The organism is Tolypothrix campylonemoides VB511288_2 (assembly GCF_045999855.1).
Classification (GTDB): domain Bacteria; phylum Cyanobacteriota; class Cyanobacteriia; order Cyanobacteriales; family Nostocaceae; genus Scytonema; species Scytonema bouteillei_A.
Map to the genome: position 1 here is coordinate 162749 of NZ_JBFPMW010000002.1, position 16187 is coordinate 178935.

At 38.6% G+C, this 16187-nt stretch carries 12 protein-coding genes; 9 read left to right on the forward strand and 3 right to left on the reverse strand.

Annotated elements, in window-relative coordinates; genetic code table 11:
- Nucleotides 1-353: 353 nt before the first annotated feature.
- Both AB0756_RS05170 and AB0756_RS05175 read left to right on the forward strand, forming a co-directional pair.
- A complete protein-coding gene (locus AB0756_RS05170) occupies nt 354-2090 on the forward strand; it encodes an iron uptake porin (RefSeq protein ID WP_038072250.1) in 1737 nt (578 codons plus the stop codon).
- Between the two features lie 71 nt (nt 2091-2161).
- Nucleotides 2162-3358 (forward strand): substrate-binding domain-containing protein, encoded by a 1197-nt coding sequence (locus tag AB0756_RS05175; protein ID WP_038072252.1) that lies wholly within the window; start codon nt 2162-2164, stop codon nt 3356-3358.
- 129 nt (nt 3359-3487) lie between these two features.
- Here the strand turns inward: AB0756_RS05175 and AB0756_RS05180 are convergent, their stop codons facing one another.
- The 3 genes from AB0756_RS05180 to AB0756_RS05190 form a co-directional block, all read right to left on the reverse strand.
- Nucleotides 3488-3889 carry a VOC family protein gene (locus AB0756_RS05180; protein WP_038072254.1) on the reverse strand — a complete coding sequence of 134 codons (402 nt, stop codon included), beginning with the start codon at nt 3887-3889 and terminating at the stop codon, nt 3488-3490.
- A gap of 91 nt (nt 3890-3980) precedes the next feature.
- Nucleotides 3981-4763, reverse strand: a complete 783-nt coding sequence (locus AB0756_RS05185; RefSeq protein WP_050046296.1) for a sulfite exporter TauE/SafE family protein — start codon at nt 4761-4763, stop codon at nt 3981-3983.
- A 46-nt stretch (nt 4764-4809) separates the two neighbouring features.
- Nucleotides 4810-5673, reverse strand: a complete 864-nt coding sequence (locus AB0756_RS05190) for a TauD/TfdA family dioxygenase (protein WP_167844636.1) — start codon at nt 5671-5673, stop codon at nt 4810-4812.
- 1844 nt (nt 5674-7517) lie between these two features.
- On the opposite strand from AB0756_RS05190, the gene AB0756_RS05195 reads away from it, so the two are divergent.
- From AB0756_RS05195 to AB0756_RS05225, 7 genes are all read left to right on the forward strand, one after another.
- Nucleotides 7518-7673, forward strand: a complete 156-nt coding sequence (locus tag AB0756_RS05195) for a hypothetical protein (RefSeq protein ID WP_153021520.1) — start codon at nt 7518-7520, stop codon at nt 7671-7673.
- A complete protein-coding gene (locus AB0756_RS05200; RefSeq protein WP_237265853.1) occupies nt 7674-8924 on the forward strand; it encodes a response regulator in 1251 nt (416 codons plus the stop codon).
- A gap of 174 nt (nt 8925-9098) precedes the next feature.
- Complete coding sequence (locus AB0756_RS05205) at nt 9099-10202, forward strand: chemotaxis protein CheW (RefSeq protein WP_038072260.1); 1104 nt, start codon at nt 9099-9101, stop codon at nt 10200-10202.
- A 96-nt stretch (nt 10203-10298) separates the two neighbouring features.
- On the forward strand, nt 10299-11756 hold the full coding sequence (locus tag AB0756_RS05210; RefSeq protein WP_038072263.1) for a methyl-accepting chemotaxis protein: 1458 nt from the start codon (nt 10299-10301) through the stop codon (nt 11754-11756).
- Between the two features lie 16 nt (nt 11757-11772).
- Nucleotides 11773-14049, forward strand: a complete 2277-nt coding sequence (locus tag AB0756_RS05215) for a hybrid sensor histidine kinase/response regulator (RefSeq protein WP_038072266.1) — start codon at nt 11773-11775, stop codon at nt 14047-14049.
- On the forward strand, nt 14050-15114 hold the full coding sequence (locus AB0756_RS05220; protein WP_038072268.1) for a chemotaxis protein CheB: 1065 nt from the start codon (nt 14050-14052) through the stop codon (nt 15112-15114).
- The gene (locus tag AB0756_RS05225; protein WP_038072270.1) at nt 15111-16037 is read left to right on the forward strand and encodes a phosphodiester glycosidase family protein; all 927 of its coding nucleotides are present in this window, start codon (nt 15111-15113) and stop codon (nt 16035-16037) included. The genes AB0756_RS05220 and AB0756_RS05225 overlap by 4 nt, the downstream gene beginning before the upstream one ends.
- Nucleotides 16038-16187 lie beyond the last annotated feature (150 nt).

Below are 16187 nucleotides of genomic sequence, written 5' to 3' on the forward strand. Positions count from 1 at the left end.
CATTTTTTTACGATGATATTCTCAAAAAAAAATGATAATCATATTGGGTGTACTAAGCGATCGCGTGGTTGCTATTAAAAATTGCATTGCCGCTGTATAAATATAGCTATTTTTTACTTAAAGTCCGAAGCGAAATCTCAGTAAAACAGGGTTTTAGCGTCATACCAGACCTTACACGGGAAGTGTGGGCTATCCAAGGGAAGCCTACCTTAACAGGCTAAATAAAGAGCTTAATGAGAGAACCTATATCAATTGATATGGGCTGATTTAAAGTGCCATAAAATGCTACTGACAATGGGGTGTAGAGGCGCTAGCAGACAAAAGAAAATTAGGTGTGAGTGAGATTAATAATGATGACAAAACAACTTTGTAAACTTCTTAAAGTCACTACGGTGCTATTTGTCGCTCTATTTTGTGCTGCCGATCGCACCTTGGCTGGTGAAATCAAAGAATCGGTAGTATCTGTTGAGCAATTGTCTCAAGAGTCGGAAAGCCTAAGCCAAGTTACATCAGTATCTCAATTTTCTGACGTACAGCCTACAGACTGGGCTTTTCAAGCATTACAATCTCTAGTAGAACGGTATGGTTGTATTGCTGGTTACCCTAATGGGACGTATCGCGGAAACCGCGCTTTGACGCGTTATGAATTTGCAGCAGGTTTAAATGCTTGTTTGGATAGGGTGAACGAACTGATTGCCACAGCAACGGCTGATTTGGTTAAAAGGGAAGATTTAGCAACTTTACAGCGCTTACAAGAAGAATTTGCGGCGGAATTGTCTACTTTGCGCGGTCGTGTTGATGCTGTGGAAGCCCGCACAGCCGAACTAGAAGCAAACCAGTTTTCTACCACGACTAAACTGACTGGAGAAGTGATTTTTAATGTAGCTGAGGCTTTCGGAGATGATAGAGCATTTCCTTACGGACTCGATCGCGATGACTTTAATGGTGTTAACTTGGCAAACCAAACCCAAGTTGTGAACCGCATAGCTAGTTTAACGGGTTTTAATACCGCACAAGCTCAAGCATTGCTCAACTCTTATGGTGCGGGTAATTTTGGAAATTTAGATAGAGATGTGGCAGATAACACTGTCTTTGCTGACCGAGTTCGTTTGAACTTTGACGCTAGCTTTTTTGGAAATGACCGTTTAAGAGTGCGGTTACAAGCTCGGAATATTACCCAGTATTCTACAGGGACAACGGGTACAAACATGACTCGTTTGGGGTTTGATGGGAATGAAAACAACGATGTTGAGCTTAACGATCTGTACTATCAATTTAACTTAGGTACTGGGCTGCGTGTGACACTTGCCGCTCAAACTGAGATCAACGATAGCATTTACGTCTTCAACCCTTCTTTTGAAAGCAGTGGTCGTGGTTCTCTCTCCCGTTATGGAAGGTTCAGCCCCATTTACCGAACGACTGACAATGCAGCTGGTGCAACACTTACCTTTGGGCCTAACTCACCTATCAGTGCTTCAGTAGGCTTTCTAGCACCACAAGCTAGTGACCCTAGTTTGGGACTTGGTCTTTTTAATGGTTCTTATGCAGCTCTTGGTCAGATTGCATTTCGCCCCAGTAAAGCCTTCAATGTAGGCCTAACTTATGTACGAAGTTACTTTAATAACGAAGGAGGTGTGAACCTTCTTGGTTCCACGGGTAGTTTTAATGCAAGCCGTCCATTTGGTAATTTTGCAACGACAGCTAATAATTATGGTTTAGAAGCAAGTTTCCGTCCTAGCTCAAAGTTGGATATTTCAGGTTGGGTAGGTTATACAAATGCAGAAGCCCAAGCAGGTCCGTTTGAGGGTGCGGAAGCGGATATTTTCTACTGGGCTGGTGCGATCGCACTGAAGGATTTGGGTAAAGAAGGAAATGTGCTTGGAATAGTCTTTGGTCAGCCACCAAAAGTCACACATAGTGATGTTATTGAAGACCCCAACACCTCCTATCACTTAGAAGCTCTTTACCGCTTGCGAGTCAATGATAATTTGAGCATTACTCCTGGTGTGTTGGTCATTTTCAATCCAGAACATAATAATGACAATAACACAATTTATATAGGAACAATCCGTACAACCTTTTCTTTCTAAATAAAAATTTTACAATACAAGCATCTCCTGGGTGCAATACCGTCAGCAAAAATATACCTAGAGAGAATAGAATGAATCCCAGCAAATTGAACAATCAAAAGACTAATGAGTGCAGCCATTGTGGTTATGATAAAAATCCTATTGAAGCTAAACGCTGTCGGAAATGTGGTAAGCCCTTGAATGTTGTTTCTATAGGGGAAAACAGTAAAGCAGTTACTCAACCCAAGCCAAAACCCGTTCAAGATTTGCTATTAACACCTTGGATAGTGCGCTCTGTTTTTGGTTTGCTGTTTTTGTTTTTGAGTTGGTTGATCTACTCTTTATTTATAACTGTTAGCAATGTGAGCAATTCCGATCGACTTGTAGGTTCCGGTTCTAGCAGCAACAATGCAGACATTTCTCCCGATCTCAAACTCTACAACTCTATAAAAGATGTACCCAATGTACCGGAAGGTACATTTAACTATGGCGGAGGTGCTACTTTTGCAGCGCTCACCGCTCGGGGTCTGAATGATGCGATCGCCCGAGCGCACCCCAATTTTCGCCTCCGTTACACTCTACCCAGAGAGGGTAAACCAGGTGGGAGAAAGGGTATAACTATGCTGCTCGATAGCCAACTTAGCTTGACTTTACAAGGAGCATCTCTCAGAGATGCTGATTATGATATGGCTAAACAACGAGGCTTTCAGTTAAAGCAAGTGCCAATCGCCTTGGATATGTTTGTCTTCTTTACTCATCGAGACATATCTATTCCTGGGCTTTCAGTCAATCAACTTCAAGATATATACACGGGTAAAATAACTAACTGGAGCCAAGTAGGAGGACCAAATCTGTCAATCGTACCTTTTTCTCGAGACCCTAAGAATTCCACTTTATTAAGTGAATTTCTCGGTTCAAAAGCTGAGCAAGTTAGTTCGAGAGTGCAATTTATTATTGATTACACTGATGCTATCCGTAAAGTAGCTTCTACGCCTGGAGGGATTTCTTTTGGAGGAGTTGGACCCATTGTTGGTCAACAAACAATCCGTCCCCTTGCTGTTGCTAGAGCAAATACCCAAGAATATATACAACCATTCATAGAAGATAATAAACGGATCAACACCAATGCAGTACGGGATAGTACCTATCCCCTTACCCGGCGTCTGTTTATTGTGTTTCGTCAAGATGGTACGATCGATGAACTAGCCGGATACGCTTTCATCCAGATGTTACTGTCTAAAGAAGGTCAGCAGATTGTTGAAAAGGCAGAACTCGTTCCCATACGCTAAGCTTAAGTGACCCCTAGATTGAATCCAGGCGCTTGAGGTGGGCAAAGTCCACCTTACTAATTAATAATTCGTCATCGGTAATTTTTGACTTCAATAGAACTTGCGAACTCCGTGAATATCCTAAAAAGCTTAATAAACCATCTCCGCTTTTAGAAACAATTTAAACTGAATAACGTTATTAGATGGATCTTTTAAATAGAAATTCAACTGGTCTGCTGCTTCTTGTTGACGTTTTCTCGTTACTTCTTGAACAAATTCAAGATTGTGTTGTTTGGCTAATTCCAAGACCGTATTAAAATCTTCTTTATTTTGGAAAATGACGCCAAAATGCCTTGGATACATTTGTGGCATCGAATCAACTTGTTCGGGATATAGATGACACACTAACTGAGAACTAAAGAAGTTTAAAGTTATTCTATCTGAGTACTTTCGCCCCAATTTACACCTCAGTTTTGTCACATAGAAATTTTCAGCTTCATCTAAATCTTTACAAGGAATAGCTACGTGAAAAACTTTGTTATTATCTTCCATTTTTTTCTCCTTAAGAAGGCAAGACTATGAAGGTATAAGAAGGCAGGCGTATTCTGATTTTCTTTGGGAAACTTAATACAATCAACACAAATTAGTGCAAACTTTCAACAATCATAAACGTTCCCGTAGCAGCCAAAGCCCAAGCAATTAGCTTACGAAGCTTTGACGTATCGATCTTTTTCACAGAACGTGCTCCTAAGTATGAGCCTAGTATAGTTGCTGGTACGAGAAATAAAAGAAGTGGTAAATGAACGCCTAAAGTCAAAATACTGGTGACTGCACCAATACTGGCAGTAATAAGGTTAATTGCCAAATTGGTTCCTACGGCATCCTTTGGATCGATACCCAAAACTCGAATCATTGCGGGCAATCTCATACTACCAAGCGCTAAGCCTACAGCACCGGATAGCAATCCCAAGACAACCCCAATTGCTACCTCAAGTAATAAACTTTGTTGAGTAGAATGCTGTTTTCCAACTAAATTTGTTTTTTGATTCTTAGCTATTTGAAAGCTGGAGTAAATAAGTATAATTCCTATAAGAATTTTTGCCCAATATGCTTCCATACGAGCAAAGGTAAGCATACTGATAAAAGCACCAAGCCCTGAAGGTATACCAATCGCCCATAACAATCGAAAATTGACACGACCTTCTCTAATATGACAATAAGTGCCTGCGATCGATCCCATAGCAGAAGTTGCTAGGTTTGTACCCGTTGCAATACCGATTGAACTGGTGGATGCTTGTAAAGCATATACAAGCAAAGGAAGCCGGATATTACCCAGAACTAGACCTACTGAAGCGCCAAAATAGCTCAGAATAAAAGAAACGATCGCAAGAATGAATATGATGAAGTAATTCTCAGGAAAGGTCATAGTTTTTGAACCAATGTAGATGCTTTTTCTTAGAGTCTTTCAAAATCTAAATTTTAGTCTTAGGAAGAAATCCAAATTTTAGGTATTGAGCATATTCCGAAACTCCATCAAACCACAGTCTATTTATTTTACGAACTTCATTATCTGGAAAAGAAGTTCTTCCATGTAAGACACTATTATTTTCAATCAACAAAATTTGATTGGCTTTAAGTTTAAAAATTAATTGATTTTTCGGCTCGTTAACGTAATTTTTAATAACTCTAAAACCTTTTTCTATTTGAAAATTCATTTCTACTGAAATAACTGAATCAGATCGGAATGCAATCGATATTCTGCCTTCTTTTTCAACAAATATTGGTCGTGTAGCTGTTCGTTCGCCTCTTGTGATGGTTAATGGATTGGCAAACAGCTTATACAACTCTTGAACATAATTTTCTAGTAAATACTCATAGACATCCTGACCGTAAACAATTTGAGACAATCCGCCATGTTTAGATGGGATCTCGCACTGCATGGCAACTACCTTAGGGGGGTCCATGTCAAATGAACCGTCTGTATGTATTGGATGCAGTCGATTGGTAGCAGAAATCTGATCTTCAGGAGCTAATTTGCCTAGATTTTCAACTGGAACAATACCATTTCGATCGGAACGTTGGTGTCTCTTAACAGAACCAAAAAACTTCCCTAAAGCTAATAAATTCTCTTGAGGATTGGGAGAAGGATCGCATTCTAGTATGACAAACTTAAACTTATTGAATGTCTCAAACAGCTTCTGTTGATCTTGTTCAGACATTTCTACAACTTTATCAATCTTTAGTGTTACGCGATCGAGATTAATTTTGGAATCTTCAAAAATATTGAAGTTATACTCATTTGCTTTCCAAATTGAAAGTTTGTCACTTAGAATCATAAACTCCTCTTTATGACTTATTTAGAATGGCTATTTAGAAATTCCCTCATACATATATTAAGCATGAAATTTACTGACTTAATAGCAATAAATAATTGCTAAAAAAATCTTGCAGAATATCTAATCTGAGCTTGCTACATACTTCATCTAATAGAAATAGATTTGACTTAATTGTTAGTAAAAATTACTATTCTTTTCTGATATGAAAACTATTTTTATTCTCATAAATGAATATATTTTTATCATCCCAAAAATTATCTTTTAATAAATATTAAAAAAGCGGATTGGGAATTTTACTGATTTTTTGTCAGAACAAATATATAAATATTACATTGTCTAAAATATTTCAATGAAAAGAGCTTCCTCATACCATTTCTTAGGATTTTGGCTATTCAAGGATGGAAGTACAGAAGGCAATTTTCGCTTCTTTTGCTATCAAATTCCCTTGAGATTACGTTATTTCCGCGTTTTACACTATTCAAAATTTCGTTATAAGTTAAATCTTAATGAGTTTCACAAAATATTAGATATGATACTTTTTGAAAGTAATAAAAATAACTTTTATTTTAAGTAATCTTGTCACAATGTTATGATTTGTTGACTTTTCTAAGTTTGCAATTCGTTTTTAACAGCTTAAAATCAAGCTAAAAATGAGAGAGTAAGCGAATTTGATAGCTATCATCGATCTAAAGTAATAAATAAGTCATAAGCCAAAAAAGCTACTAAAGGTTATTGAAAAGTGTAATTTTAACTCCTTGTCAAGATGTTCGTAATAGTATAGAAACTGTTCAAAGCAAATAATTACAGCAGATTTCTACTGGACGAGTACAGCAATACCCTAGCCACCCGAACCGAGTACCTATCCGGATACCAATGTCTGGGTTGGGGAGGGGTTTACCTCATTGAGATGCAAAGCGCTATGTGTACGCGAGCCATATGAAATTTCCTCGTATGCTTATGTAAAATTTTTGGCTTTATAACTTCTGCATTGTCCAAAAAATAATTACGTGCATTAGGTGAAACTTTTGCTTTAAAGCGTTTTTCAGATGCATTACTTCGATCTAAGTAGAACTTTTAATTTGAGAATAAGTATAAAATATGGGAAATAGGTGAGCATTTTGTAAATTTATTTTGAACAAAAACCTGTCAAGGTTGCAGTTTAATTAGTGCATATCATTGTTTCCTTGTAGAGTGCGTCAGTCTTAAACTTGTTCAAAAAGTCAAGGATCTCATCAAAAACGCTCACTCTTTTTTTGTAATGATTATGATAATTTAATATGTTTATCTGCGAGCAGAGCAAAAGGACAAACTTTAGAAATGATACAGAGGAATTTTGTGTGGTGTACAGCCCAATTCTGTTTTTCCTCAACTAGGAAAGTTTAGTGAAATAAGTGACATTATCCTATATACTAAGTTCGGAGAAATTTTACAAATAAGCTGTTGCGTGTGAGCTTCGCGAAAGGCACGTGGAGCTTGCTCTTGCTTTTTGGCACTTTGTCTGGTAGCTTTGAATATGCGAGATAATATGCAGTTAAGTTTTATGCATAACCTCTCTTTATAGTTAAGGATATAGTAAAGACCGTCGCTCTAAGAAAAGCCTTTGTTAAGAAGTCCAGACTTGGTGCATCTCAATTGTTACAATACATCTCAACATAGTTCCGGTGTATCTACCAGAAATCTCTCTAGTCAAGCTAAGTAAACGAGCTCACTGAACCTCAAAAGAAAGTAGCATTAAAGACATTGTTATTGTCAGTATAATAGGTCAGCTACCTTTCTTATCGTTCCAAGAAAGCTAAATTTGCTAAAGCTTATCCCCACAAAGTAGGATTGGTAGGTATCAATTTATGTCTTGTACTCCACTTCAGACATCTGGAACTGTTGCAAAATTTGTGCGATGGCGATCGCTCAGGCAGGTTATCTACAAAATTATACACAGATTGGGCTCTGCCTTTACTTTGCTAGATCTGATGTTGAAATATATGCCTGCTAATTGGGTTTAGATGATGTCAAGAAAAATACAATATCAAGCTGGAGAATTACAGAATGAGCTTGAAGATCTGCGATGTCAGCGAGTGAGTGGCTTAGTTGATATCAGCGCCTTCGTTCATCCGGATAAACAACCTAGAAAACGTGTTTTAGTTTTTAACAACGGCGAAATTATTTACGGTGGAATAAAAACTCTCACCAATCAAGAATTTGCCAGACAAATTGGGGTAAAGTGCAGCAGTAGCTGGGCGGATACAGCTGTCAGATACGCCGCGCAAAAGTTACAAAATCCCTTATCTTTTCGAGAACTGTTAGAACATATCGTTCGGATAAGAGTATTCAAATGGGAGGAGATTGAAACCTTCGTCCGCACTCAAGTCGCGCAAGTCTTGGAACAAACCCATTCATTTTCCGGACAATTGCAGGTGGACAATACACTACAGATCGATCTGAGTTACGGAACTGATGGTCATACCTTGAACTGGTACGCGCTGCTTCAAGAAGTGGGAGAACGCCAAAAAAAATGGGATGCTCTGGCTCCAATCGTCCCCAGTATGGAGGCTATTCCTCAAATTTTGTCCGGTCGTTGGCGAGCCATCATAGAAAATAACAAACAGCAACACTTACTTGAGAGGGTGGATGGTAGGCGATCGCTCATAGATATTGCTGAAGAATTAGATCAAGATCCACTAGAACTAGCTCAATGCTACAAAGTGTGGTCAGCCTCGAATTTGCTTTCTATAAGGGAAAACACGTTCCTAACACCATCCCAAACTCAAACTGTGACTCCAGACGTTCCTGTTCCTGTAGAGCAAGAACGTCCAATTGTTTTGAGTGTTGACGACAGCCCAGTCGTACAGGCTCTTATTAAGAGAGCGTTGGTTGAAGACTACCAAGTTTTCTCTGCAAGCAATGCTGTAGAAGCTTTAAAAATGCTGAATACTCATCCAATTATGCTCTTGCTGTTGGATGTAACTATGCCAGAAATTGACGGATTAGAGTTTTGTCGCACAGTCCGCAGTATTCCTAGATTTAAGCAATTACCTATTGTTATGGTAACAGCACGAGATAAATTTTCCGATAAACTTCGAGGTCAAATTGCAGGTACTACCCATTATTTAACGAAGCCATTTGAACCAGAAGCCTTACTAAAAATTGTAGATAAATATGTTAAAGAAAAAAAGCTTGCTGAAACAAACTCTCGTGAATCACGTTTTCGTGCTTTAGGCTTTAAAAGCCAAACTACATCCAGCAAAATTTTTTAATGGGTAAATCAATTCAAAGAATTAAATAGAGATGAATTTTATACAACTCTTTAGTACAATCGTGAAATTTATTAACAAATTAGGGAAAATCATATTGTTACGTTCGTGCTTTTGAAGCTCCGTTCATTATAGGACTCTTGGGGTGTATTTTCTTTTTTTAAAACGGTATTATATATGTATCAAAGTAGTAAATATCTAACAGTCCTGCTCCACGATTCACTATACGGTATTGAAGCAGAATTTGTTCAAGAAATTTTTCCTCTTCCGGAACTTATACCTGTTACCGATACCAACAGCGATCTGATTGGAGTCTTTTATTTAAAACAGCAACTCATCCCCGTATTACATCTCGATTTACTATTAGGTTATTCACTAAAAAATTGCCATATAAACGATTTTCTCATCATCATACAGTGGGAAAGCTTACAAATTGGCATAATAGTTCACGAAATTTTAGAGATGATAGAAGTCGATAATAATCTTATCGAAACACCTATATTACAAGGAGATATATCCGATCGCACTATTTCAGTTATAACTGGATTTATTCAAGTCAATTCGCAAGCTGTTTGGTTGCTTAACTCTCAGCAGTTGATCCGTCATCCAGATGACTTACTAACTTTAATTTGGGATTTAGAAAGTGAACTAGATACCAGAAAAAAAGCTGTTGAAGAAGAAAAATTTATAGATAATTATCAGTTACTTGAGGAAAGCTCGGTTCCAAATTTTTACGATCTTTATTGCCCATACATAACTTTAGAAGAAAGAAAAATTTTTCAGCAGCGAGCGTTAGAACTTCAAGGCATAACAGTCAGGTTGGAGACTGAGATTGAAAAAATTTCTCTTGCTGTCATTAGTTTTGGAGATGAATATTTTGGTCTGAATTTAGAATTGGTGAGAGAGTTTACCAATATTCAAAATTTAAAACCTATTCCTTGCTGTCCAAAACATATTCTCGGTAATATGAATTTGCGAGGACAGATTATTACCTTAGTCGATATTCGTCATGTTTTGAATCTTCCGACTACTCCCATCACCCTTGGTTCTAAAGCTGTTGTATTTCAAGTCCATGATATTCTTGCTGGGTTTCCTGTAGATCGAGTTTTGGAAGTCGTTGCGCTCAAACAGGATGAAATTTTACCATTAAGTGTAACTTCATTTGATGATACCCTACAGTATCTTCAAGGATTTGTTCCTTTTGAAGACCAAATTCTTCGTATTTTAGATTTACCCAAGATCTTAACAGAAGGAGGATTAATAGTGAATGAACAAATTTAGATTGGCTACTATGGCTCGAACATCGATTTCCTAGTCACTAATTTCTAAACCGCAATCTCTATTTCCTATAAATACCAAAATAAGGATATACAATATATGTTTACCAAAATTAAACTGAGAGAAAGAATTATATTGGGATACTCATTTCCACTTTTACTATTGATGTTACTTAACGGGTTAGCTTTCTTAAATTATAGAAATTTAGATGTCTCTTTTCAAAAAGTAGAAGAAGCTAAAAATGCTGATAAAGAAACTGCTCAATTAACATTAGGTATTTCAAGATTTGAAAGATCTGTGCGCGGTTTATTGATATTTAATGACCTTCCTGAAGCCTTGAACAAAGACTATAAAGAATCAGTAACTGAATATAAAAAAGCTATTCAGTCACTTGAAAAAATTTCTGTGACTCCACGACAAAAAGAAAGATTGACACAGATTCGCCGACTGGGAGATGAGATCGAGCAATTTTCTCAAGAAATTGTAAACTTGATAGAATCTAGCAAGAAAGATGAAGCCATCAAAATATTTCAACAAGGAAAAAGTAGAACTTTATTACAGGAAGTTGAGGAGTTACAAACGGAATTTGAACGGGAGCAGGAAAGAATTACAGCCGTGTTGCTTCAAGATGTTAAACAATCAGCAACTATTGTACAAATTGTTGCCGGTTTGGGAACATTCATCACAGTTATTATTTCCTTAGCGATCGCTTATATCCTCGCATCTACTATTGTTAAGGCAATCCAAGATGCTTCAGATTCAGTTTCATCTTCTGTAAAAGATATTACTTCTACTGTTAGCAAGCAGGAGCAGATCGTTTTTGAGCAATCTGCTTCTGTCGGTCAAACAACTTACACAATGCAGGAATTAGGAGTGTCTGCACTTCAATCAGCAGAACAAGCAGAATTATCAGCCCAAAGAGCAAAGCAAGCCTTAACTCTTGCTGAGGGTGGGACAAAAACAGTTGGTCTCACAGTGGAAGGGATTGCAGAACTGCGAGACCAGGTGACTGCGATCGCCAACCAAATTGTCCGCTTGAGCGAACAAACATCTCAAATTTCCACAGTGTCCGATCTCGTAGCGGATTTGGCAAATCAAACAAATATGCTAGCTCTCAACGCAGGAGTTGAAGCAGCACGCGCAGGTGACCAAGGAAAAGGCTTCGCCGTTGTGGCGGGTGAAATTCGCAAACTCGCCGACCAAAGTAAAAAGTCAGCAGAACGAATCAATGCTCTAGTTAATGAAGTCCAAGCAGCGATTAACTCCACAATTATGGTGACCGATGAAGGCACAAAAAAAGCGACACAAGGAATTAAGCTAGTAGCAGAAACGGGAGATGTATTTACAAATATTGCTGATGCTGTTAACAACGTGTTCCTCAACACCCAACAAATTACCCAAACTGCCAAACAGCAAGCAATTACAGTACAACAAGTTGTCGCTGCAATCAATGCAGTCAACACCGGAGCAGAAGAAACAGCCATAGGTATTACTCAAGTAAAAGTGGCTACCGAAGAACTGAACGAAGCTGCTCAAAATCTTCAGGCTGTACTTTGAGGTAGAAGGAATTCCTATGATGATAGAAGATGAAGAGTTGCGATCGCTATACAAAGAAGCGAGCGCAGAACACATACAAAAGATTGAAGCAGCATTGCTACATCTAGAGAAAAATCCCCAAGACAACGCCAAGCTTGAGGGATTATTGCGAGAAATGCACTCTCTCAAAGGCGATTCCCGGATGTTAGGGGTCAAAGATGCAGAGACACTAACCCATGAAATGGAAGAAATTTTGGGAACCGTCAAGCGAGGCGAACAAGTTCTAACACCTCAGCTGTTTGATTGTCTTTATCAAGGGATAGATGCTGTCCGTAAAATTGCCCATGAAGCCATTACCGGTCAACCAGCGGGAGTCAGCGTCTTCCATGTCCTCGCCCAACTTATGAAAGTTGAGCCTGATGATACCTATTCGGAAATTCAAGAAACAACAACCGATTCCCACGATACCAAACCAACCCACACCAGAGTGGAACAGCCCTCTGTCTCCACAGACGCAATTCACCCCAATGAACCAACAGAACTGATTGATGACCAGATTGATACAATCCGTGTTGAATCTGAAAGACTCGATAAACTATTAACTTACGTAGGTGAATTAGTTGTCACCAAAGGTCAAATTGCCAACCAACTCGCCGATTTAGAAGAAATCACAACCTTATGGGAAGATTTAAATCGGCAAATTTTTGCCAGTCGTCAATTATTGCAAGATTCACTAGAGCATCTACCAGATACAAAACAGCAATCACTGCTCAGGTTTTCCGATTTATTGGAAAACCGCCTCAAGCAATTAGGAATTTATTTAAACAACCTTAAAAATAAAACCACAGATTCCAGCACTAAGCTCGAAGCTGTATCCGATGAACTGAATTCAGCCATCACCTCTGTCCGACTGATACCACTCTCAGCAATATTGAATTTCTTCCCTCGTACTGTCAGGGACTTAGCCAAGCAGCAAAACAAAGAAGTCAATCTCCTAATTGAGGGAGGAGAAACTTGTGTAGACAAGCGGATTTTAGAAGAGATGAAAGATCCACTGTTGCACCTCCTTCGCAATGCAGTCGATCACGGTATTGAAACCCCTTTAGAACGCCAACAAGTCGGCAAACTTCCCACAGCCACAATTCAGATTCGAGCTACCCAGACAGGTAACACTGTAACCATAGAAGTTTCTGACGATGGGCGCGGATTGGATGTTGAAGCCATTAAACAGGCTGCAGTCAACCGAGGTATCTGCACTGAAGAAGAACTTTTAAGAATGTCCCTGGCTGAAATTCAGTCATTGATTTTTGTTCCTGGGTTCTCCACCCGCACCTCAGTCACAGAAATTTCTGGTAGAGGAGTTGGTTTAGATATTGTACGTGCAAATGTTGAGCGTTTAAAGGGAAAGATACTTGTAGAATTTACACCCGGTTTGGGTTGTTTATTTCGTATTACGATTAATAGCGTACTTGCAACAACTCGCGTCTTAATTGTAGAGATCAACCACAATCCCTATGCGATTCCCATTGAATTTGTTGAAACCATGCTGTTGGTTTCTCCGCAAGAAATTTTTGCTGTTGAAGGTAGCCAAACTTTTTCTTTCCAAGGACAACCCGTATCTATTATTTGGCTTGCCGATTTACTCGGTTTGCCAGTGAAGATTCCCTCAACAACACAAGCGTTAACTGCTGCTTTAAAAAGTATTCCATGCGTTATCTTACAACTTGGTTCTGAGCGGTTGGCTTTGCTAGTAGATAACGTTGCGGAATTACAAGAAATTGTTTTAAAGCCACAAAGTAGTTTGCTAAAACGAGTGTGTAATATTGCTGGAGCAACTATTCTGCCGACTGGAGATGTTTGTATGGTGTTGAGCCCGACAGATTTATTTAAATCTGCTAAAAAGACAGTTGTCTCCATTACAGTTAGAGAACTAGCTGAAATCGCACAAATTAAAAAGAGGATTTTACTAGTCGAAGATTCAGTTCCTATCCGGACTCAAATGAGACGGATTTTAGAAGCAGCTGGTTATGAAGTTATAGTGGCTGTAGATGGTCAAGATGGTTTTGAAAAACTGAGTGAAAGCCAATTTGATGCTGTTGTTTCAGATGTCCAAATGCCAAACCTTGATGGATTTGAGTTTACTATGAAAATTCGCGACTTAGCAGAATATCAAGAATTACCTGTTATTCTCGTCACTACTTTAGCAACCGAACAGGACAAACTGCAAGGTGAAAAAGTAGGAGCAAATGCATACATTACTAAAGGACAATTTGAACAGGGAGAATTTTTAGATATCTTGAGGAGATTAATATAAATGTATTCCTTGAAAAAAAAAGTTGTTTTAATTGAAGATTCTCCCATTGCTTTAGAAATTCTTCAACGAATGCTAAATTCCTCATCAGAAATAGATGTGGTTGGTACGGCGCGGAATGGTGAAGAGGGCTTGGCAGTTATTATTAAAACTCAGCCAGATGTCATTTGTACCGATTTGTTGATGGAAAATATGGATGGGTTGGAATTAACTCGGCGCGTTATGGCTGAAAATCCACGACCTATTCTAGTAATTAGCAATTACGTGCAGAAAACAGACATTGACAATGTTTTCCGATTGTTACAAGCTGGTGCAGTAGATGTTTTTCCCAAACCTGCAAGCAATTCGCCTACTGATTATGAAAAACTTAAGTCGGCGTTGATTGCTAAGATAAAAGTGCTTTCTAACATGAAATTAATTCCCAAACGGGAATACAAACAGCTTCCTACTGTCGGTCAATTGACAACCTCTGAATCGGTTTTTCAAACGAACTCACCAAGAGCGATCGCAACGTCTCGCATCCAAATTATCAGCCTTGGGGGTTCTACCGGGAGTTTGCAAACAATTCAAAAGATTCTCAACCAACTCCCGTCTGATTTTCCACTACCCGTAATTTGTGTTCTGCACGTGGGTGAAGGTGTGTTGTCAGGATTGGTCAAATGGTTGTCATCAGAGTGTGGGCTGCGAGTAAAAGTTGCTGAAGTTGGGGAGTTTCCGTTACCAAGAACCATTTATTTTGCACCAGAAAAGAATCACTTGGAATTGGATTCTCAAGGTGCATTTATTTATGCAAAACCTTTACTGGGAGAAAAACATTGTCCTGCGATTACAGTAACATTTAAATCTGTCGCTAATTATTATGGTAGAGCGACAGCAGGTGTGTTATTATCTGGGATTGGGAATGATGGAGCCGCAGGCTTGCAAGCAATTTCTCAAGCAGGCGGTATTACACTAGCCCAAAATGAAAACGCCATGTTTGGTATGGTCAAAGAAGCAGTATCTTTGAATGCCGTTCAACATTTGCTAAATATTGAGGAGATCGCTCCTTTTTTACTGGATATGTTATGAGAAAAATCTGGTGGTTTTTAGGAATGCTAGCCAGTATGGGCATATTAATGATACTTTTTTGGCGTTCCTCACAAAACTCCGTTTTAAGTAGTACAAAAGTAACAAATAAAATAGCTCTTACAGAAAAAACTATTAGGTATGAAAGGCGCGTTCTCAAGCAGGGCGAAGCCCATATTATATTTGTTCCTTCTCAAAGTGATTTTTTAGTCACACCTGCAGTATCGCAAAACTTAGAAACTCTCGAAACATTTGCCCGGAAGTATCAAGCGATCGCTACCATTAACGGTGGTTTTTTCGATCCAAAGAATCAAAAAACAACATCAAATATTGTTCTACAAGGCAAGCTGGTTGCCAATCCGAGAGAAAACGAACGCCTCGCAAACAATCCCGATTTACAATCGTATCTCAATCAAATTTTTAATCGTACAGAATTCAGACGTTATGCGTGCAATACTGCTTTAGGCGAGAACTCAAAGGCAAATAGTACAGCCCGTTATGATATTGCTTTTCACAACGATCCACTCCCTGTTGGTTGTCAGTTAGTTGATGCTTTGGGTGGTGGACCGAAGCTATTACCGGATTTAACTTTGGTACAAGAAGGCTTTGTAGATGAAGCCAAATCCCGCGATGCTTTGGGTAGTACTCAACTTAATGCTAGAAGTGCTGTAGGTATTACCCGAGACGGTACCATTATTTTGGTCACCATTTCTCAACAACCAAAAGCTTCTCTATCTGGAATATCATTACCCGCACTTGCAGATTTTATGAAAAGTTTGGGTGCGGAAAAAGCGATGAATTTAGATGGAGGTAGTTCTTCTTCTCTGTATTACAATGGCAAAACTTTCTTTGGAAAATTTGATTCAGAAGGAAATTTCGTAAAACGACCTGTCAAGTCAGTTTTGCTAGTGCGAAAAAAATCTTAAAAATTTTAGAACTTGTTAATAAAAGGCGTAGGGTTGGCAATGCTAACCCTACTTCACTTTTTTCATCTAGATTGTCTGGAAAGGCGAAACCATCATCTTGCTTGCATTTTGAAAGATTTAACCCAAGAGAACTTTTCGTTTGAAAAAACA

Excerpts from the sequence above, each read along its gene's own strand:
- AB0756_RS05170 (WP_038072250.1), top strand. The coding sequence starts at position 354 with ATGACAAAACAACTTTGTAAACTTCTTAAAGTCACTACGGTGCTATTT.
- AB0756_RS05175 (WP_038072252.1), top strand. The coding sequence starts at position 2,162 with ATGAATCCCAGCAAATTGAACAATCAAAAGACTAATGAGTGCAGCCAT.
- AB0756_RS05180 (WP_038072254.1), bottom strand. The coding sequence starts at position 3,889 with ATGGAAGATAATAACAAAGTTTTTCACGTAGCTATTCCTTGTAAAGAT.
- AB0756_RS05185 (WP_050046296.1), bottom strand. The coding sequence starts at position 4,763 with ATGACCTTTCCTGAGAATTACTTCATCATATTCATTCTTGCGATCGTT.
- AB0756_RS05190 (WP_167844636.1), bottom strand. The coding sequence starts at position 5,673 with ATGATTCTAAGTGACAAACTTTCAATTTGGAAAGCAAATGAGTATAAC.
- AB0756_RS05195 (WP_153021520.1), top strand. The coding sequence starts at position 7,518 with ATGTCTTGTACTCCACTTCAGACATCTGGAACTGTTGCAAAATTTGTG.
- AB0756_RS05200 (WP_237265853.1), top strand. The coding sequence starts at position 7,674 with ATGATGTCAAGAAAAATACAATATCAAGCTGGAGAATTACAGAATGAG.
- AB0756_RS05205 (WP_038072260.1), top strand. The coding sequence starts at position 9,099 with ATGTATCAAAGTAGTAAATATCTAACAGTCCTGCTCCACGATTCACTA.
- AB0756_RS05210 (WP_038072263.1), top strand. The coding sequence starts at position 10,299 with ATGTTTACCAAAATTAAACTGAGAGAAAGAATTATATTGGGATACTCA.
- AB0756_RS05215 (WP_038072266.1), top strand. The coding sequence starts at position 11,773 with ATGATGATAGAAGATGAAGAGTTGCGATCGCTATACAAAGAAGCGAGC.
- AB0756_RS05220 (WP_038072268.1), top strand. The coding sequence starts at position 14,050 with ATGTATTCCTTGAAAAAAAAAGTTGTTTTAATTGAAGATTCTCCCATT.
- AB0756_RS05225 (WP_038072270.1), top strand. The coding sequence starts at position 15,111 with ATGAGAAAAATCTGGTGGTTTTTAGGAATGCTAGCCAGTATGGGCATA.